Source organism: Pseudomonas sp. D3, from assembly GCF_029320995.1.
GTDB lineage: Bacteria > Pseudomonadota > Gammaproteobacteria > Pseudomonadales > Pseudomonadaceae > Aquipseudomonas > Aquipseudomonas paraveronii.
In genome coordinates, this window is record NZ_CP119772.1 from 5860835 (window position 1) to 5876893 (window position 16059).

Genomic DNA, 16059 nt, shown 5'->3' on the forward strand with positions numbered 1-16059 from the left:
CTGTCACTTCAACGGTGACAGGGGCTTTTTTACAGCCGGGAATCAGAACTGCGATTGCAGGTAATTCTCCAGGCCGACCAGCTTGATCAGGCCCAACTGCTTTTCCAGCCAGTAGGTGTGATCTTCTTCGGTGTCGGCCAACTGCACGCGCAGAATTTCACGCGTGACATAGTCGTTGTGCTGCTCGCATAGCTCGATGCCCTTGCACAGCGCGGCACGGACCTTGTACTCGAGGCGAAGGTCGGCTGCGAGCATCTCAGGCACCGTGGTGCCTACGTCCAGGTCGTCCGGACGCATGCGTGGCGTGCCTTCGAGCATCAGGATACGGCGCATCAGCGCATCGGCGTGCTGCGTCTCTTCTTCCATCTCGTGGTTGATACGTTCATAGAGCTCGGTAAAGCCCCAGTCTTCGTACATACGCGAATGGATGAAATATTGGTCACGAGCAGCCAGTTCGCCCGTCAGCAACGTGTTGAGGTAATCGATTACGTTGGGGTGACCTTGCATCGCCCTACATCTCCCTGCTTGAAAGTCTTCAGTTTGAACCATGCTGACCTATAGGTCACGGAAGCAACGGCAGAAAAGTGAAGATTTACAGAGAAAAGTAGCTAAATTAGCGCAAAAACCGCCCAAATGAGGGCGGTTCTGCTTATCGTTTAGAGTCAGTTAAGCGATACACCCAGTGCCTTTGCGATTGCTTCTCCATAAGCCTGATCGGCTTTGAAGAAGTGCTGCAACTGACGCTGGACCACATCACTGGAAACCCCCGACATGGCGCCGGCGATGTTGCCGGTGAGCAAGGCCTTCTGCTCATCGTTCATCAGGCGGAACAGCGCACCGGCATGGCTGTAATAGTCGGTGTCTTCGCGGTGATCGTAACGATCTGCGGCACCGCTCAGGGCCAATGCAGGCTCGGCGTACTGTGGTGCTTGTTTCGGCGCGTCGGCATAGCTGTTTGGTTCATAGTTGGGAGTCGCACCGCCATTGCTGCCGAAGGCCATCGAGCCATCACGCTGGTAGCTGTTGACCGGACTGCGTGGGGCATTCACCGGCAATTGTTGGTGGTTGGTGCCGATACGGTAGCGATGTGCATCTGCATAAGCGAAAACGCGGCCCTGCAGCATGCGGTCTGGCGACAGACCGACACCCGGGACCATGTTGCTCGGGCCGAACGCAGCTTGTTCCACTTCAGCGAAGTAGTTCTGTGGATTACGGTTGAGCTCCAGTTCGCCGACTTCGATCAGCGGGAACTCCTTTTGTGACCAGGTTTTGGTCACGTCAAAGGGGTTCTCGTAATGCGCGTTGGCTTGGGCCTCGGTCATGATCTGAATGCAGACGCGCCATTTCGGGAAGTCGCCGCGCTCGATCGCACCAAACAGATCGCGCTGTGCGTAATCAGGATCGGTGCCAGCCAAGCGTGCGGCCTCAGCCGGTGCAAGGTTCTTGATGCCTTGCTTGGTCTTGTAGTGCCACTTTACCCAGTGCCGCTCGCCCTTGGCGTTAATCAGGCTGTAGGTGTGGCTACCGAAGCCGTGCATGTGACGGTAACCATCAGGGATACCACGGTCCGAAAATAGGATGGTGACCTGGTGCAGCGCCTCCGGGGAGTGCGACCAGAAGTCCCACATCATCTGCGCACTTTTCAGATTGCTTTGCGGCAGGCGTTTCTGGGTGTGGATAAAATCAGGGAACTTCAGAGGGTCACGGATGAAGAACACCGGCGTGTTGTTACCGACGATGTCCCAGTTGCCTTCTTCGGTGTAGAACTTCAAGGCAAAGCCACGAGGATCGCGCTCGGTATCAGCCGAACCACGCTCCCCACCCACCGTGGAGAAGCGCAGAAAGGTCGGCGTTTGTTTGCCCACGGACTCGAACAGCTTGGCGCTGGTGTATTCAGCGATGTCCTGGGTAACGGTGAACGTGCCGTAAGCCCCCGAACCTTTGGCATGTACTCGACGCTCAGGGATGTTTTCGCGGTTGAAGTGCGCGAGCTTCTCAATCAGGTGAAAATCGTCGAGCAACAACGGGCCACGTGGGCCGGCGGAACGGGAGTTCTGGTTGTCCGCCACGGGAGCGCCGCTGGCGGTGGTAAGAATTTTGTTCTGGCTCATGCTCAATCTTCCTCAGGTCGGACTTGGAACTGCCGGCTAATCGGCTTGCAGTGAGTATTGATCATCAACATGACACCTACAAATTCATTAAATTGTGGGAATCAATAGAAAATTACTACCAATACACCTGGCCACCATCGTGCCAGTGTTGACCTGACGCAGCTTGTACAAATGGCGTTTTTCTTACGCGCACAAAAAACCGGGCACGAGGCCCGGTTCTTCGTTACAGACTGTCGTCTTACTCGGCGCTTACAGCTTCGCCGGCAGTAGCACGATCAACCAACTCGACATACGCCATAGGCGCGTTGTCGCCAGAGCGGAAACCGCACTTGAGGATGCGCAGGTAGCCACCCTCACGGGTAGCGTAACGCTTGCCCAGGTCGTTGAACAGCTTACCAACGATAGCTTTCGAACGAGTACGGTCGAATGCCAGACGGCGGTTAGCCAGGCTGTCTGTCTTAGCCAAAGTGATCAGCGGCTCAGCAACGCGACGCAGTTCTTTAGCTTTCGGCAGTGTAGTTTTGATCAGCTCGTGCTCGAACAGCGACACCGCCATGTTTTGAAACATGGCCTTACGGTGCGAGCTGGTACGGCTCAGGTGACGTCCACTTTTACGATGACGCATGGTTCATTCCTTACCAAACTCACGTTCGGTGATTACGACGATCAGGCAGTCGCCTTGTCGTCCTTCTTAAGACTTGCAGGCGGCCAGTTGTCGAGGCGCATGCCGAGGGACAGACCGCGGGAGGCCAGAACGTCCTTGATTTCAGTCAAGGATTTCTTGCCCAGGTTCGGAGTCTTCAACAGTTCTACTTCGGTACGCTGAATCAGGTCGCCGATGTAGTAAATGTTTTCCGCCTTAAGGCAGTTAGCCGAACGTACAGTCAGTTCCAGATCGTCAACCGGGCGAAGCAGGATCGGATCGATCTCGTCTTCCTGCTCGATTACCACTGGTTCGCTGTCACCTTTGAGGTCGACGAACGCAGCCAACTGCTGTTGCAGAATGGTTGCAGCGCGACGGATAGCCTCTTCAGGGTCCAGAGTACCGTTGGTTTCCAGATCAATAACCAGCTTGTCCAGGTTAGTACGCTGCTCGACACGGGCGTTTTCCACCACGTATGCGATGCGGCGAACCGGGCTGAACGAAGAATCAAGCTGCAAGCGACCAATGCTGCGGCTTTCGTCTTCATCGCTCTGACGCGAGTCGGCCGGTTCATAACCACGACCACGAGCTACAGTGAGCTTCATGTTCAGGGCGCCGTTAGACGCCAGGTTAGCGATTACGTGATCGGGGTTAACGATCTCGACATCATGATCCAGCTGAATATCGGCAGCGGTAACCACCCCCGAACCCTTCTTCGACAAGGTCAGCGTAACTTCGTCACGGCCGTGCAGCTTGATAGCCAGACCTTTAAGGTTCAACAGGATTTCAATTACGTCTTCCTGTACACCTTCGATGGCGCTGTACTCGTGGAGCACACCGTCAATCTCGGCCTCGACTACTGCACAGCCGGGCATTGAGGACAACAGGATGCGGCGCAGCGCGTTGCCCAGGGTGTGGCCAAAACCACGCTCGAGAGGCTCGAGAGTGATTTTGGCGCGGGTTGGACTGACAACCTGCACATCAATGTGGCGGGGTGTCAGGAACTCATTTACCGAAATCTGCATGGATGCACCTATTTTCTAGCCCTTACTTGGAGTAGAGCTCGACAATCAGGCTTTCGTTGATGTCGGCGGACAGATCACTGCGAGCAGGAACGTTCTTGAAAACGCCCGACTTCTTCTCAGTGTCTACTTCTACCCATTCTACGCGGCCACGTTGGGCACACAGATCGAGAGCTTGGACAATGCGAAGTTGGTTTTTTGCTTTCTCGCGGACAGCGACCACGTCACCAGCACGAACCTGGTAGGACGGAACGTTTACGGTCTGACCGTTAACGCTGATCGACTTGTGCGATACCAGCTGACGGGATTCGGCACGAGTAGAACCAAAGCCCATACGGTATACAACGTTGTCCAGACGGCATTCGAGCAGTTGCAGCAGGTTTTCACCGGTTGCACCTTTCTTGCCAGCAGCTTCTTTGTAGTAGCCGCTGAACTGACGCTCGAGAACGCCGTAAATACGACGGACCTTCTGCTTTTCACGCAGTTGGGTGCCGTAATCGGACTGGCGACCGCGGCGTTGGCCGTGGATACCAGGTGCTGCTTCAATGTTGCACTTCGATTCGATCGCGCGCACGCCGCTCTTCAGGAAGAGATCGGTGCCTTCGCGACGAGCGAGTTTGCATTTTGGACCAATGTAACGAGCCATTCTTTACAATCTCCTGGATTACACGCGGCGCTTCTTCGGCGGACGGCACCCGTTGTGCGGGATTGGCGTCACGTCGGTGATGCTGGCGATCTTATAGCCACAGCCGTTCAAAGCACGGACAGCAGACTCACGACCTGGACCTGGACCTTTGACGTTAACGTCAAGGTTTTTCAGGCCGTATTCCAGCGCAGCTTGACCAGCACGTTCAGCAGCTACTTGAGCAGCAAACGGGGTGGACTTGCGGGAACCGCGGAAACCCGAACCACCGGAGGTAGCCCAAGAAAGCGCGTTACCTTGACGGTCGGTGATGGTCACGATTGTGTTGTTAAAAGAAGCATGGATGTGGGCGATGCCATCAACCACTGTCTTTTTAACTTTTTTACGAGGACGAGCAGCAGGTTTTGCCATGATTAATTTCCTGTCGATTCGCGTGGGCGATTACTTGCGGATCGGCTTACGCGGACCTTTACGGGTACGCGCGTTAGTCTTGGTACGCTGACCGCGTACTGGAAGACCACGACGATGACGCAGACCACGGTAGCAACCGAGGTCCATCAAACGCTTGATTTTCATGTTGATTTCGCGACGCAGGTCACCTTCAGTGGTGAACTTCGCCACTTCGCCACGCAACAGCTCAATCTGCTCGTCGCTCAGATCTTTAATCTTTGCGGCTGGGTTTACCCCAGTATCTGCGCAAATTTTCTGCGCAGTAGTGCGACCAACACCATAGATGTAGGTCAGCGAGATAACAGTGTGCTTGTTATCTGGAATGTTAACGCCTGCAATACGGGCCATTCAGTGGGACTCCAATTGACAGCTACCTACGCCCCGGAAGCCAAGAAATAGGGCGCGAGATAATATCGCTGTAATAACAAATAATCAACCCGGCAGCGCACTAGCTGCCGGGCTTCAAGCGGATCACACTCAGCCTTGGCGCTGTTTGTGACGCGGTTCCGCGCTGCAAATTACTCGAACAACACCTTCGCGGCGAATAATTTTGCAGTTACGGCACAGCTTTTTCACCGATGCACGAACTTTCATCACCAACTCCTCGAACCTTATGGGTACTCAGCGCAACATGCCGCTGCCGTAACCCTTCAGGTTGGCTTTCTTCATCAGGGATTCGTACTGGTGCGAAACGAGGTGCGATTGTACTTGGGACATGAAGTCCATCACAACCACGACGACGATCAGCAACGAGGTCCCGCCAAGGTAGAACGGAACGTTTGCCGCAACCACCAGGAACTGGGGCAACAAGCACACGGCCGTCATATATAGAGCACCGAACAGGGTCAAACGAGTCAGAACGCCATCAATGTAGCGTGCAGACTGCTCACCTGGACGGATGCCCGGAATAAAGGCACCGGACTTCTTCAGGTTTTCCGCTACGTCTTTCGGATTGAACATCAACGCCGTATAGAAGAAGCAGAAGAAAATAATCCCTGCACTAAACAGCAGAATATTCAACGGCTGACCAGGAGCGATCGACTGAGAAAGGTCCTGCAGCCAGCCCATGTTTTCAGACTGACCAAACCAGGTACCCAACGAAGCCGGAAACAGCAAAATGCTGCTCGCGAAAATTGCCGGAATAACACCGGCCATATTCACTTTCAGCGGCAAGTGGCTGGTCTGCGCAGCAAAAACCTTGCGGCCCTGCTGACGCTTGGCGTAGTGAACAGCAATACGACGCTGGCCACGCTCAATGAACACCACAAAACCGATAATCGCTACTGCCAGCAAACCGATGGCAACCAGGGCAAAAATATTGATATCACCCTGACGTGCAGACTCGAAAGACTGCCCGATTGCTCTCGGAAGACCGGCGACGATACCTGCGAAAATCAACATCGAGATACCGTTACCAACACCACGCTCAGTAATCTGCTCACCCAGCCACATCATAAACATCGCACCAGCCACAAACGTGGATACCGCAACGAAATGGAAGCCAAAGTCACCAGTGAACGCAACACCCTGCCCCGCCAAGCCAACGGACATGCCGACAGCTTGAACCAGGGCAAGGATGACAGTGCCGTAGCGGGTGTACTGGCTAATCTTGCGACGGCCAGCTTCACCTTCCTTCTTCAACTGCTCCAACTGCGGGCTGACGGCGGTCATCAACTGCATGATGATCGATGCCGAAATGTACGGCATGATCCCCAGTGCAAAGATGCTCATCCGTTCCAGCGCGCCGCCGGAAAACATGTTGAACAAGCTAAGAATGGTCCCCTCATTCTGTCGAAACAGGTCTGCGAGTCGGTCCGGGTTGATACCTGGAACCGGGATGTGTGCGCCTATTCGGTAGACGATAATCGCCAGGAACAGAAAACGCAGACGAGCCCAAAGTTCAGACATACCGCCTTTGCCGAGCGCTGAGAGAGCACCTTGCTTAGCCATTTATTCCTCGAACTTGCCGCCAGCTGCTTCGATAGCCGAACGCGCACCTTTGGTGGCGCCGATTCCCTTGCCGATAGTGATAGCGCGGGTCACTTCACCGGACAGCATGATTTTCACACGCTGTACGTTGACGTTGATCACGTTGGCATCTTTCAGGGTCTGCACAGTAACGATGTCGCCTTCCACTTTAGCCAGCTCGGACAAACGCACTTCTGCGCGATCCATGGCTTTCAGGGATACGAAACCGAACTTAGGCAGGCGACGATGCAGCGGCTGTTGACCGCCTTCAAAGCCTGGAGCGATGGTGCCACCGGAGCGGGAGGTTTGACCTTTGTGGCCACGGCCACCAGTCTTACCCAAACCGCTACCGATACCACGGCCCGGACGATGCTTTTCGCGACGGGAACCCGGCGCTGGACTCAGATCATTGAGTTTCATCGATTAACCCTCGACACGCAGCATGTAGTAAGCCTTGTTGATCATCCCGCGATTCTCGGGAGTATCCTGGACTTCTACAGTGTGACCGATGCGACGCAGACCCAAACCCTTAACGCACAATTTGTGGTTAGGGATGCGACCGGTCATGCTTTTGATCAGCGTTACTTTAACGGTAGCCATGATCAGAAGATCTCCTTGACGCTTTTGCCACGCTTGGCGGCAATGGATTCAGGAGACTGCATTGCTTTCAAACCCTTGAAAGTGGCGTGAACCACGTTTACTGGGTTAGTCGAGCCGTAGCACTTGGCCAGAACGTTCTGAACGCCAGCAACTTCGAGGACAGCACGCATAGCGCCGCCAGCGATGATACCGGTACCTTCAGAAGCAGGCTGCATGTACACCTTCGAAGCGCCATGGGCGGACTTCATTGCGTACTGCAGAGTAGTGCCGTTCAGATCAACTTGGATCATGTTGCGACGAGCAGCTTCCATTGCCTTCTGGATCGCAGCAGGCACTTCACGTGACTTGCCACGGCCGAAGCCAACACGCCCTTTACCATCACCAACCACGGTCAACGCGGTGAAAGTGAAGATACGGCCGCCTTTAACGGTTTTGGCTACGCGGTTAACTTGAACCAGCTTCTCAATGTAGCCTTCGTCGCGCTTTTGGTCGTTATTTGACATAACTTAGAACTCCAGCCCAGCTTCACGAGCAGCATCAGCCAGCGCCTTGACGCGACCGTGATACTTGAAGCCAGAGCGGTCGAAAGCCACCTGCGAGACGCCAGCGGCTTTTGCACGCGTAGCGACCAGCTGGCCAACCTTAGTGGCCGCGTCGATGTTGCCAGTGGCACCATCACGCAGTTCTTTATCCAAAGTCGAGGCGCTTGCCAGGACTTTGTTGCCGTCGGCCGAGATGACCTGGGCGTAGATGTGCTGCGACGAGCGGAACACGCAGAGACGCACGACTTCGAGTTCGTGCATTTTCAGGCGTGCTTTGCGAGCGCGACGCAGTCGAGTAACTTTTTTGTCGGTCATTTGCTATGCCCTACTTCTTCTTGGCTTCTTTACGACGGACGACTTCGTCCGCGTAGCGCACACCTTTGCCTTTGTACGGCTCTGGTGGACGGAAGTCGCGGATCTCAGCGGCCACCTGACCTACCAGCTGCTTATCAATACCCTTGATCAGGATATCGGTTTGGCTCGGGGTCTCAGCGGTGATGCCTTCTGGCAGTTCGTAATCCACTGGGTGCGAGAAGCCAAGGGCCAGGTTCAAAACCGTGCCTTTTGCTTGCGCTTTGTAACCAACACCGACCAGCTGGAGCTTACGCTCGAAGCCTTGGCTTACGCCTTGGACCATGTTGTTTACCAACGCACGAGTGGTACCGGCCATTGCGCGAGTTTGTTGATCGCCATTGCGAGCAGCGAAACGCAGCTCACCAGCTTCTTCAACGATCTCAACGGACGAATGGATGTTCAGTTCGAGAGTACCCTTGGCACCCTTCACCGAAAGCTGTTGGCCTGCGAATTTTACTTCGACACCGGCTGGCAGCTTAACGGGGTTCTTAGCGACGCGTGACATGCTTATCCCCCCTTAGAACACAGTGCAAAGAACTTCGCCGCCGACACCGGCAGCGCGCGCAGCACGATCCGTCATCACACCTTTGTTGGTGGAGACGATAGACACACCGAGACCGCCACGAACTTTTGGCAGATCATCGACGGACTTGTACTGACGCAGGCCTGGACGGCTAACGCGCTTCACTTCCTCGATGACCGGACGGCCTTCGAAGTACTTCAGCTCGATGGACAGCAGAGGTTTGATTTCGCTGCTGATCTGATAACCCGCAATGTAGCCTTCGTCTTTCAGGACTTTGGCAACAGCAACCTTCAACGTGGAAGATGGCATGCTTACGACGGACTTTTCAGCCATCTGGGCATTACGGATACGAGTTAGCATGTCCGCTAACGGGTCCTGCATACTCATGGGCTAGACGCTCCTAATACAAAAAAATTAGCCTTGCGGCTACATATGTCGCCGAGAATCTCCGAGCATAAAACACACGGGCTCAGGCGAGCCGCGTATTTTAGACACACTACGGAAATGAAACAAGCCCCAAAAGGGGCTTGTTCCAGATTCAAGGCCACCGGCGGTCAGTATCTTGCGAAACCGACCACCTGGACGCTGAACGTACTTACCAGCTGGCTTTAACCAGACCCGGTACGTCACCACGCATTGCCGCTTCACGCAGCTTGTTACGGCCGAGGCCGAACTTGCGGTAAACGCCGTGTGGACGACCGGTCAGGCGGCAGCGGTTACGCATGCGCGAGGCGCTTGCGTCACGTGGCTGCTTCTGCAGTGCTACTGTCGCTTCCCAACGTGCTTCTGGACTTGCGTTCAGATCAACGATGATTGCTTTCAGTGCTGCACGCTTCTTGGCGTACTTGGCAACCGTGAGCTGACGCTTCAGCTCGCGGTTTTTCATGCTCATCTTGGCCATGGTCCTACTCCAATCAGTTGCGGAACGGGAATTTGAAAGCACGCAACAGGGCGCGACCTTCATCATCGTTCTTGGCAGTGGTGGTCAGGGTGATGTCCAGACCGCGGAGAGCATCGATCTTGTCGTAGTCGATTTCCGGGAAGATGATCTGCTCTTTCACGCCCATGCTGTAGTTACCACGACCATCGAAGGACTTGGCATTCAGGCCGCGGAAGTCGCGGACCCGAGGCAGGGAGATCGACAGCAGACGATCCAGGAATTCGTACATACGCTCACGGCGCAGAGTCACTTTGACGCCGATCGGCCAACCTTCACGGACTTTAAAGCCAGCGATGGATTTCCGAGCGTAAGTCACAACGACTTTTTGACCGGTGATCTTTTCCAGGTCAGCAACAGCGTGCTCGATGACTTTTTTGTCGCCGACCGCTTCGCCCAGACCCATGTTCAGGGTGATTTTGGTAACGCGTGGAACTTCCATCACGTTCGAAAGCTTAAGTTCTTCCTTAAGCTTCGGTGCGATTTCTTTCCAATAAATCTCTTTTAGTCGTGCCATGGTCTTCTACCTAGCAGTGTTCAAGCATCAACCGCTTTTTGGGTCGACTTGAAGACACGAATTTTCTTGCCATCTTCTACTTTGAAACCAACGCGGTCTGCCTTGTTGGTTTCGCCGTTGAAAATGGCGACGTTAGAAGCGTCCAGCGGAGCTTCTTTTTCGACGATACCGCCTTGTACGCCCGACATCGGGTTAGGCTTGGTATGACGCTTAACCAGGTTCAGACCACCAATAACCAGACGGTTATTAGCGAGAACCTTAAGCACCTTACCGCGCTTACCTTTGTCTTTGCCGGCGATCACGATGATCTCGTCGTCACGACGAATCTTTTGCATGTCGGATCTCCTTACAGCACTTCTGGGGCGAGCGAGACGATCTTCATGAACTTCTCAGTACGAAGTTCACGGGTCACTGGCCCAAAGATACGGGTGCCGATCGGCTCTTGCTTGTTGTTCAGAAGAACAGCAGCGTTGCCATCAAAGCGGATAATGGAGCCATCTGCACGGCGAACGCCGTGACGAGTGCGGACTACAACAGCAGTCATCACTTGGCCTTTTTTCACTTTACCGCGAGGAATTGCTTCCTTCACGGTAACTTTGATGATGTCACCGATACCAGCGTAACGACGATGGGAGCCACCCAGCACCTTGATGCACATAACACGGCGAGCGCCGCTGTTATCGGCCACATCGAGCATGGATTGAGTCTGAATCATATAATTTCTCCGACCCCTAGTCCTTAGACTTCCACAGCGCGTTCGAGAACATCAACCAGTGCCCAAGACTTGGTCTTGGCCAGCGGACGAGTTTCACGAATAGTGACTTTGTCGCCGATGTGGCACTGGTTGGTTTCGTCGTGCGCGTGCAGCTTAGTCGAACGCTTAACATATTTACCGTAGATCGGGTGCTTAACGCGACGCTCGATCAAAACGGTGATGGTTTTGTCCATCTTGTCGCTGACAACACGGCCAGTCAGCGTACGGACAGTCTTTTCGGCTTCAGCCATGATCACTTACCTGCCTGCTGGTTGAGCACAGTCTTCACGCGAGCAATGTCACGCTTAACTTGCGAGAGCAGATGAGACTGCCCCAACTGGCCAGTTGCTTTCTGCATGCGCAGATTGAACTGGTCGCGCAGCAGGCCGAGCAGTTGCTCGTTCAGCTGCTGTGCGGATTTTTCACGAAGTTCATTCGCTTTCATCACATCACCGTCCGTTTAACAAAGGCGGTGGCGAGCGGCAGCTTTGCAGCAGCCAGGGCAAAAGCCTCACGCGCCAGCTCTTCAGTTACACCCTCGATTTCATACAGGACTTTGCCTGGCTGAATCTGGGCAACCCAGTATTCCACGTTGCCCTTACCTTTACCCATCCGAACTTCGAGGGGCTTTTTGGAGATTGGCTTGTCCGGGAATACACGGATCCAGATCTTGCCGCCACGTTTTACGTGACGGGTCAGAGCACGACGCGCTGACTCGATCTGACGAGCGGTGAGACGACCACGAGCTACAGACTTCAGCGCGAACTCGCCGAAGCTGACTTTGCTACCGCGCTGAGCCAGACCACGGTTGTGGCCTGTCATCTGCTTGCGGAACTTCGTACGCTTTGGTTGCAACATTTGGCGTACCCCTTACTTAGCAGCTTTTTTACGAGGCGCTGGTGCTTGTGGTTTCAGTTCTTCTTGGCGACCACCAATTACTTCGCCTTTGAAGATCCAAACCTTTACACCGATCACACCATAAGTGGTGTGAGCTTCGTAGTTGGCATAGTCGATGTCGGCACGCAGGGTGTGCAATGGCACACGACCTTCGCGATACCATTCAGTACGTGCGATTTCAGCACCGCCGAGACGACCGCTCACTTGGATTTTGATGCCTTTGGCACCAATGCGCATGGCGTTCTGTACGGCGCGCTTCATAGCGCGACGGAACATGACGCGACGCTCCAGCTGCTGAGCTACGCTCTGCGCAACCAGCATACCGTCGAGCTCCGGCTTGCGGATCTCTTCGATATTGATGTGCACAGGCACACCCATTTGCTTGGTCAGGTCCTGACGCAGTTTCTCAACATCTTCACCTTTCTTCCCGATAACGATACCTGGACGAGCGGTGTGGATGGTGATACGTGCAGTTTGTGCCGGACGATGGATATCGATACGGCTTACGGACGCGCTTTTTAGTTTGTCTTGGAGATACTCACGCACCTTCAGATCAGCGAACAAATAGTCCGCATAAGTCCGACCGTCTGCGTACCAGACGGAGGTGTGCTCCTTGACGATTCCCAGGCGAATGCCAATGGGATGTACTTTCTGACCCATCTCTTCGACTCCGTTACTTGTCAGCAACCTTGACAGTGATATGGCAAGACCGCTTGACGATGCGATCAGCACGGCCTTTGGCACGCGGCATGATACGCTTCAGCGAACGCCCTTCGTTGACGAAAACGGTGCTGACCTTCAGGTCATCAACGTCTGCGCCTTCGTTATGCTCGGCGTTGGCTACGGCCGACTCCAGCACTTTCTTCATGATCTCGGCGGCTTTCTTACTGCTGAAAGCCAACAGGTTGAGCGCTTCGCCCACCTTCTTCCCGCGGATCTGGTCGGCGACCAAGCGGGCTTTCTGGGCGGAGATTCGAGCGCCCGACAACTTAGCGGCTACTTCCATTTCCTAACCCCTTAACGCTTGGCTTTCTTGTCTGCCACGTGCCCACGATATGTGCGGGTACCGGCAAACTCGCCTAGTTTGTGGCCGACCATGTCTTCGTTCACGAGAACTGGGACGTGAAGGCGACCGTTGTGTACTGCGATGGTCAAACCGACCATTTGTGGCAGGATCATCGAACGACGCGACCAGGTTTTCACCGGTTTGCGATCGTTCTTTTCCGCCGCCACTTCGATCTTCTTCAGTAGGTGAAGATCAATAAAAGGACCTTTTTTCAGAGAACGTGGCACTGTCGTATCCCTCTATTTACTTGCGACGACGGACGATCATTTTGTCGGTACGCTTATTACCACGAGTCTTCGCGCCCTTAGTCGGGAAGCCCCATGGCGATACCGGATGACGACCACCAGAGGTACGACCTTCACCACCACCGTGTGGGTGGTCAACCGGGTTCATGGCAACACCACGAACGGTTGGGCGAACGCCACGCCAGCGTTTGGCACCAGCTTTACCCAGCGAACGCAGGCTGTGCTCGGAGTTCGAGACTTCGCCCAAGGTCGCGCGGCATTCAGCCAGCACTTTACGCATCTCACCAGAACGCAGACGCAGGGTCACGTAGACACCTTCACGAGCGATCAGCTGAGCCGAAGCACCAGCGGAACGAGCGATTTGCGCGCCTTTACCTGGCTTCAATTCGATGCCGTGTACGGTGCTACCAACTGGAATGTTACGCAGTTGCAGAGCGTTGCCCGGCTTGATCGGTGCCAAGGCACCTGCGATCAGCTGGTCGCCAGCACTCACGCCTTTAGGGGCGATGATGTAGCGACGCTCGCCATCTGCGTACAGCAGCAGAGCGATGTGAGCAGTACGGTTTGGATCGTATTCGATACGCTCGACAGTGGCAGCGATGCCATCTTTGTCGTTGCGACGGAAGTCGACCAGACGATAATGCTGCTTATGGCCACCACCGATGTGACGAGTGGTAATGCGACCATTGTTGTTACGACCACCAGTCTTCGATTTCTTCTCGAGCAGCGGTGCGTGAGGAGCGCCTTTATGCAGCTCCTGGTTGACCACCTTGACCACGAAACGGCGGCCAGGGGAAGTCGGTTTGCATTTAACGATTGCCATGATGCACCCCTTCCTTACTCAGCACTGCTGCTGAAATCGAGATCTTGGCCTGGCTGAAGGGAGATAACCGCCTTCTTCCAGTCATTACGCTTGCCCAGACCGCGAGCAGTGCGCTTGCTCTTACCCAGAACATTCAGGGTAGTAACACGCTCTACTTTCACGCTGAACAGGCTTTCGACGGCCTTCTTGATTTCCAGCTTGGTTGCGTCAGTTGCAACCTTGAAAACGAACTGGCCTTTCTTGTCAGCCAGAACCGTAGCCTTTTCGGAAACGTGCGGGCCAAGCAGAACTTTAAATACGCGTTCCTGGTTCATCCCAGCAGCTCCTCGAATTTCTTCACGGCCGACACGGTGATCAACACCTTGTCGTATGCGATCAGACTAACTGGATCGGAACCTTGCACGTCACGTACATCAACGTGTGGCAGGTTGCGAGCAGCCAGGTACAGGTTCTGATCAACAGCTTCAGACACGATCAAGACGTCAGTCAGGCCCATGCCGTTCAGCTTGTTCAGCAGATCTTTGGTTTTCGGTGCTTCAACAGCGAAGTCCTGAACCACGACCAGACGATCAGTACGCACGAGTTCAGCAAGGATGGAGCGCAGTGCTGCGCGGTACATCTTCTTGTTGAGCTTCTGAGTGTGATCCTGAGGACGAGCTGCGAAAGTGGTACCGCCGCCGCGCCAGATTGGGCTACGGATAGTACCGGCACGAGCACGGCCAGTACCTTTCTGACGCCAAGGGCGCTTACCGCCACCACGAACGTCGGAACGGGTCTTTTGCTGCTTGCTACCTTGACGGCCGCCGGCCATGTAGGCCACGACTGCTTGGTGAACGAGCGTCTCGTTGAATTCGCCGCCAAATGTCAGTTCGGAAACTTCGATCGCTTGAGCGTCATTTACATTTAATTGCATGTCAGCTTCCCCTTAACCGCGAGCCTTGGCCGCTGGACGTACAACCAGGTTGCCGCCAGTAGCGCCAGGAACAGCACCCTTGACCAACAACAGATTGCGTTCAGCGTCGACGCGCACTACTTCGAGGGACTGCACGGTCACGCGCTCAGCGCCCATATGACCGGACATTTTTTTGCCCTTGAATACACGACCAGGAGTCTGGCACTGGCCAATAGAGCCCGGGACGCGGTGGGAAACGGAGTTACCGTGAGTGTTGTCTTGGCCACGGAAATTCCAACGCTTGATCGTACCCTGGAAGCCTTTACCTTTGGACTGACCGGTTACATCAACCAGTTGACCAGCGGCGAAGATTTCAGCGTTGATCAGATCGCCAGCCTGGTAGTCGCCTTCTTCAAGACGGAACTCCATAACAGTGCGACCAGCTGCAACGTTTGCTTTAGCGAAGTGACCTGCTTGAGCAGCAGTCACACGCGAAGCACGACGCTCGCCGACAGTGACTTGCACTGCACGATAGCCATCGGTTTCTTCAGTTTTAAACTGGGTGACGCGATTCGGCTCGATCTCAATGACCGTAACCGGAATGGAGACACCTTCTTCGGTGAAAATACGGGTCATACCGCATTTACGACCGACTACACCAATAGTCATGTTGTAAACCTCATGAGTGTACGGGGCTTTCACCCGCTATGGCCGCCCATTTCAGAGCGTTACACGACTAAGACCCAAGTCTTAGCCGAGGCTGATCTGTACTTCCACACCGGCCGCCAGATCAAGCTTCATAAGTGCATCAACGGTTTTATCCGTTGGCTGGACGATGTCCAGTACGCGCTTATGAGTACGGATCTCGTACTGGTCACGCGCGTCTTTGTTGACGTGCGGGGAGACCAGAACGGTGAACCGCTCTTTACGGGTAGGCAGTGGAATTGGACCACGCACTTGTGCACCAGTACGTTTCGCGGTTTCCACGATTTCCTGGGTGGATTGGTCGATCAGGCGATGGTCAAAAGCCTTCAACCTGATACGGATTTGCTGATTTTGCATTGGATTTCAG

The 16059-nt window shown here is 54.5% G+C and carries 30 protein-coding genes; all 30 read right to left on the reverse strand.

The annotated features are described in order from the left end of the window. Positions 1-42: 42 nt before the first annotated feature. Positions 43-507, reverse strand: coding sequence for a bacterioferritin (gene bfr / locus P3S72_RS27145; protein ID WP_247396024.1), 465 nt, complete (start codon positions 505-507; stop codon positions 43-45). 155 nt (positions 508-662) lie between these two features. Then, the gene (locus P3S72_RS27150) at positions 663-2111 is read right to left on the reverse strand and encodes a catalase (RefSeq protein WP_276195072.1); all 1449 of its coding nucleotides are present in this window, start codon (positions 2109-2111) and stop codon (positions 663-665) included. Positions 2112-2349: 238 nt separating this feature from the next. Next, positions 2350-2736 (reverse strand): 50S ribosomal protein L17, encoded by a 387-nt coding sequence (rplQ, locus tag P3S72_RS27155; protein ID WP_247396022.1) that lies wholly within the window; start codon positions 2734-2736, stop codon positions 2350-2352. 41 nt (positions 2737-2777) lie between these two features. Continuing rightward, complete coding sequence (gene rpoA, locus P3S72_RS27160) at positions 2778-3779, reverse strand: DNA-directed RNA polymerase subunit alpha (RefSeq protein ID WP_003176403.1); 1002 nt, start codon at positions 3777-3779, stop codon at positions 2778-2780. Between the two features lie 22 nt (positions 3780-3801). Continuing rightward, positions 3802-4422, reverse strand: a complete 621-nt coding sequence (gene rpsD, locus P3S72_RS27165; RefSeq protein WP_003176404.1) for a 30S ribosomal protein S4 — start codon at positions 4420-4422, stop codon at positions 3802-3804. A gap of 18 nt (positions 4423-4440) precedes the next feature. Next, positions 4441-4830, reverse strand: a complete 390-nt coding sequence (gene rpsK, locus P3S72_RS27170) for a 30S ribosomal protein S11 (protein ID WP_002555466.1) — start codon at positions 4828-4830, stop codon at positions 4441-4443. A 30-nt stretch (positions 4831-4860) separates the two neighbouring features. Next, positions 4861-5217, reverse strand: a complete 357-nt coding sequence (rpsM, locus tag P3S72_RS27175; RefSeq protein ID WP_003210063.1) for a 30S ribosomal protein S13 — start codon at positions 5215-5217, stop codon at positions 4861-4863. Between the two features lie 129 nt (positions 5218-5346). After that, a complete protein-coding gene (rpmJ, locus tag P3S72_RS27180; protein WP_002555468.1) occupies positions 5347-5463 on the reverse strand; it encodes a 50S ribosomal protein L36 in 117 nt (38 codons plus the stop codon). Positions 5464-5490: 27 nt separating this feature from the next. After that, on the reverse strand, positions 5491-6819 hold the full coding sequence (secY, locus tag P3S72_RS27185) for a preprotein translocase subunit SecY (protein WP_276195103.1): 1329 nt from the start codon (positions 6817-6819) through the stop codon (positions 5491-5493). Then, positions 6820-7257 (reverse strand): 50S ribosomal protein L15, encoded by a 438-nt coding sequence (gene rplO, locus P3S72_RS27190; protein WP_276195104.1) that lies wholly within the window; start codon positions 7255-7257, stop codon positions 6820-6822. A 3-nt stretch (positions 7258-7260) separates the two neighbouring features. Further along, complete coding sequence (gene rpmD, locus P3S72_RS27195; protein WP_003176408.1) at positions 7261-7437, reverse strand: 50S ribosomal protein L30; 177 nt, start codon at positions 7435-7437, stop codon at positions 7261-7263. Positions 7438-7439: 2 nt separating this feature from the next. Further along, a complete protein-coding gene (gene rpsE, locus P3S72_RS27200) occupies positions 7440-7940 on the reverse strand; it encodes a 30S ribosomal protein S5 (RefSeq protein ID WP_003186035.1) in 501 nt (166 codons plus the stop codon). A 3-nt stretch (positions 7941-7943) separates the two neighbouring features. Next, positions 7944-8294, reverse strand: a complete 351-nt coding sequence (gene rplR / locus P3S72_RS27205; protein WP_003186037.1) for a 50S ribosomal protein L18 — start codon at positions 8292-8294, stop codon at positions 7944-7946. A 10-nt stretch (positions 8295-8304) separates the two neighbouring features. Then, complete coding sequence (gene rplF, locus P3S72_RS27210; protein WP_003176412.1) at positions 8305-8838, reverse strand: 50S ribosomal protein L6; 534 nt, start codon at positions 8836-8838, stop codon at positions 8305-8307. A gap of 12 nt (positions 8839-8850) precedes the next feature. Further along, positions 8851-9243: a 30S ribosomal protein S8 gene (rpsH, locus tag P3S72_RS27215; RefSeq protein WP_003186040.1), complete on the reverse strand. Its 393-nt coding sequence runs from the start codon at positions 9241-9243 to the stop codon at positions 8851-8853. A gap of 208 nt (positions 9244-9451) precedes the next feature. After that, on the reverse strand, positions 9452-9757 hold the full coding sequence (gene rpsN / locus P3S72_RS27220; RefSeq protein WP_003176414.1) for a 30S ribosomal protein S14: 306 nt from the start codon (positions 9755-9757) through the stop codon (positions 9452-9454). Between the two features lie 13 nt (positions 9758-9770). Continuing rightward, positions 9771-10310 (reverse strand): 50S ribosomal protein L5, encoded by a 540-nt coding sequence (rplE, locus tag P3S72_RS27225; RefSeq protein WP_003176415.1) that lies wholly within the window; start codon positions 10308-10310, stop codon positions 9771-9773. Between the two features lie 20 nt (positions 10311-10330). Continuing rightward, positions 10331-10645, reverse strand: a complete 315-nt coding sequence (gene rplX / locus P3S72_RS27230) for a 50S ribosomal protein L24 (protein WP_003176416.1) — start codon at positions 10643-10645, stop codon at positions 10331-10333. A gap of 11 nt (positions 10646-10656) precedes the next feature. Then, on the reverse strand, positions 10657-11025 hold the full coding sequence (rplN, locus tag P3S72_RS27235) for a 50S ribosomal protein L14 (RefSeq protein ID WP_002555479.1): 369 nt from the start codon (positions 11023-11025) through the stop codon (positions 10657-10659). 23 nt (positions 11026-11048) lie between these two features. Then, positions 11049-11315: a 30S ribosomal protein S17 gene (gene rpsQ, locus P3S72_RS27240; protein WP_003176419.1), complete on the reverse strand. Its 267-nt coding sequence runs from the start codon at positions 11313-11315 to the stop codon at positions 11049-11051. 2 nt (positions 11316-11317) lie between these two features. Beyond that, a complete protein-coding gene (gene rpmC / locus P3S72_RS27245) occupies positions 11318-11509 on the reverse strand; it encodes a 50S ribosomal protein L29 (RefSeq protein ID WP_002555481.1) in 192 nt (63 codons plus the stop codon). Beyond that, entirely contained in the window at positions 11509-11922 is a 414-nt protein-coding gene (rplP, locus tag P3S72_RS27250; protein ID WP_003232424.1) for a 50S ribosomal protein L16, read from the reverse strand. Before rplP ends, rpmC begins: the two co-directional genes overlap by 1 nt. A gap of 12 nt (positions 11923-11934) precedes the next feature. Beyond that, positions 11935-12621 (reverse strand): 30S ribosomal protein S3, encoded by a 687-nt coding sequence (rpsC, locus tag P3S72_RS27255; RefSeq protein ID WP_003176422.1) that lies wholly within the window; start codon positions 12619-12621, stop codon positions 11935-11937. A 13-nt stretch (positions 12622-12634) separates the two neighbouring features. Beyond that, the gene (gene rplV / locus P3S72_RS27260) at positions 12635-12967 is read right to left on the reverse strand and encodes a 50S ribosomal protein L22 (RefSeq protein ID WP_003103908.1); all 333 of its coding nucleotides are present in this window, start codon (positions 12965-12967) and stop codon (positions 12635-12637) included. Between the two features lie 11 nt (positions 12968-12978). After that, the gene (gene rpsS / locus P3S72_RS27265) at positions 12979-13254 is read right to left on the reverse strand and encodes a 30S ribosomal protein S19 (RefSeq protein WP_003232420.1); all 276 of its coding nucleotides are present in this window, start codon (positions 13252-13254) and stop codon (positions 12979-12981) included. 16 nt (positions 13255-13270) lie between these two features. Then, the gene (gene rplB / locus P3S72_RS27270) at positions 13271-14095 is read right to left on the reverse strand and encodes a 50S ribosomal protein L2 (protein ID WP_003210080.1); all 825 of its coding nucleotides are present in this window, start codon (positions 14093-14095) and stop codon (positions 13271-13273) included. Positions 14096-14109: 14 nt separating this feature from the next. After that, positions 14110-14409 (reverse strand): 50S ribosomal protein L23, encoded by a 300-nt coding sequence (rplW, locus tag P3S72_RS27275; protein WP_002555488.1) that lies wholly within the window; start codon positions 14407-14409, stop codon positions 14110-14112. Further along, positions 14406-15008 (reverse strand): 50S ribosomal protein L4, encoded by a 603-nt coding sequence (rplD, locus tag P3S72_RS27280; protein ID WP_003210082.1) that lies wholly within the window; start codon positions 15006-15008, stop codon positions 14406-14408. Before rplD ends, rplW begins: the two co-directional genes overlap by 4 nt. 12 nt (positions 15009-15020) lie before the next feature. Beyond that, positions 15021-15656: a 50S ribosomal protein L3 gene (gene rplC / locus P3S72_RS27285; RefSeq protein WP_007253310.1), complete on the reverse strand. Its 636-nt coding sequence runs from the start codon at positions 15654-15656 to the stop codon at positions 15021-15023. 81 nt (positions 15657-15737) lie between these two features. After that, positions 15738-16049, reverse strand: coding sequence for a 30S ribosomal protein S10 (rpsJ, locus tag P3S72_RS27290; RefSeq protein WP_003186070.1), 312 nt, complete (start codon positions 16047-16049; stop codon positions 15738-15740). Between the last annotated feature and the right edge of the window lie 10 nt (positions 16050-16059).

What these genes read in the sequence shown, in the direction of transcription:
- bfr (WP_247396024.1), bottom strand. Translation starts at nt 507, where the DNA reads ATGCAAGGTCACCCCAACGTAATCGATTACCTCAACACGTTGCTGACG.
- P3S72_RS27150 (WP_276195072.1), bottom strand. Translation starts at nt 2,111, where the DNA reads ATGAGCCAGAACAAAATTCTTACCACCGCCAGCGGCGCTCCCGTGGCG.
- rplQ (WP_247396022.1), bottom strand. Translation starts at nt 2,736, where the DNA reads ATGCGTCATCGTAAAAGTGGACGTCACCTGAGCCGTACCAGCTCGCAC.
- rpoA (WP_003176403.1), bottom strand. Translation starts at nt 3,779, where the DNA reads ATGCAGATTTCGGTAAATGAGTTCCTGACACCCCGCCACATTGATGTG.
- rpsD (WP_003176404.1), bottom strand. Translation starts at nt 4,422, where the DNA reads ATGGCTCGTTACATTGGTCCAAAATGCAAACTCGCTCGTCGCGAAGGC.
- rpsK (WP_002555466.1), bottom strand. Translation starts at nt 4,830, where the DNA reads ATGGCAAAACCTGCTGCTCGTCCTCGTAAAAAAGTTAAAAAGACAGTG.
- rpsM (WP_003210063.1), bottom strand. Translation starts at nt 5,217, where the DNA reads ATGGCCCGTATTGCAGGCGTTAACATTCCAGATAACAAGCACACTGTT.
- rpmJ (WP_002555468.1), bottom strand. Translation starts at nt 5,463, where the DNA reads ATGAAAGTTCGTGCATCGGTGAAAAAGCTGTGCCGTAACTGCAAAATT.
- secY (WP_276195103.1), bottom strand. Translation starts at nt 6,819, where the DNA reads ATGGCTAAGCAAGGTGCTCTCTCAGCGCTCGGCAAAGGCGGTATGTCT.
- rplO (WP_276195104.1), bottom strand. Translation starts at nt 7,257, where the DNA reads ATGAAACTCAATGATCTGAGTCCAGCGCCGGGTTCCCGTCGCGAAAAG.
- rpmD (WP_003176408.1), bottom strand. Translation starts at nt 7,437, where the DNA reads ATGGCTACCGTTAAAGTAACGCTGATCAAAAGCATGACCGGTCGCATC.
- rpsE (WP_003186035.1), bottom strand. Translation starts at nt 7,940, where the DNA reads ATGTCAAATAACGACCAAAAGCGCGACGAAGGCTACATTGAGAAGCTG.
- rplR (WP_003186037.1), bottom strand. Translation starts at nt 8,294, where the DNA reads ATGACCGACAAAAAAGTTACTCGACTGCGTCGCGCTCGCAAAGCACGC.
- rplF (WP_003176412.1), bottom strand. Translation starts at nt 8,838, where the DNA reads ATGTCACGCGTCGCTAAGAACCCCGTTAAGCTGCCAGCCGGTGTCGAA.
- rpsH (WP_003186040.1), bottom strand. Translation starts at nt 9,243, where the DNA reads ATGAGTATGCAGGACCCGTTAGCGGACATGCTAACTCGTATCCGTAAT.
- rpsN (WP_003176414.1), bottom strand. Translation starts at nt 9,757, where the DNA reads ATGGCCAAGATGAGCATGAAAAACCGCGAGCTGAAGCGTCAGCTCACG.
- rplE (WP_003176415.1), bottom strand. Translation starts at nt 10,310, where the DNA reads ATGGCACGACTAAAAGAGATTTATTGGAAAGAAATCGCACCGAAGCTT.
- rplX (WP_003176416.1), bottom strand. Translation starts at nt 10,645, where the DNA reads ATGCAAAAGATTCGTCGTGACGACGAGATCATCGTGATCGCCGGCAAA.
- rplN (WP_002555479.1), bottom strand. Translation starts at nt 11,025, where the DNA reads ATGATTCAGACTCAATCCATGCTCGATGTGGCCGATAACAGCGGCGCT.
- rpsQ (WP_003176419.1), bottom strand. Translation starts at nt 11,315, where the DNA reads ATGGCTGAAGCCGAAAAGACTGTCCGTACGCTGACTGGCCGTGTTGTC.
- rpmC (WP_002555481.1), bottom strand. Translation starts at nt 11,509, where the DNA reads ATGAAAGCGAATGAACTTCGTGAAAAATCCGCACAGCAGCTGAACGAG.
- rplP (WP_003232424.1), bottom strand. Translation starts at nt 11,922, where the DNA reads ATGTTGCAACCAAAGCGTACGAAGTTCCGCAAGCAGATGACAGGCCAC.
- rpsC (WP_003176422.1), bottom strand. Translation starts at nt 12,621, where the DNA reads ATGGGTCAGAAAGTACATCCCATTGGCATTCGCCTGGGAATCGTCAAG.
- rplV (WP_003103908.1), bottom strand. Translation starts at nt 12,967, where the DNA reads ATGGAAGTAGCCGCTAAGTTGTCGGGCGCTCGAATCTCCGCCCAGAAA.
- rplB (WP_003210080.1), bottom strand. Translation starts at nt 14,095, where the DNA reads ATGGCAATCGTTAAATGCAAACCGACTTCCCCTGGCCGCCGTTTCGTG.
- rplW (WP_002555488.1), bottom strand. Translation starts at nt 14,409, where the DNA reads ATGAACCAGGAACGCGTATTTAAAGTTCTGCTTGGCCCGCACGTTTCC.
- rplD (WP_003210082.1), bottom strand. Translation starts at nt 15,008, where the DNA reads ATGCAATTAAATGTAAATGACGCTCAAGCGATCGAAGTTTCCGAACTG.
- rplC (WP_007253310.1), bottom strand. Translation starts at nt 15,656, where the DNA reads ATGACTATTGGTGTAGTCGGTCGTAAATGCGGTATGACCCGTATTTTC.
- rpsJ (WP_003186070.1), bottom strand. Translation starts at nt 16,049, where the DNA reads ATGCAAAATCAGCAAATCCGTATCAGGTTGAAGGCTTTTGACCATCGC.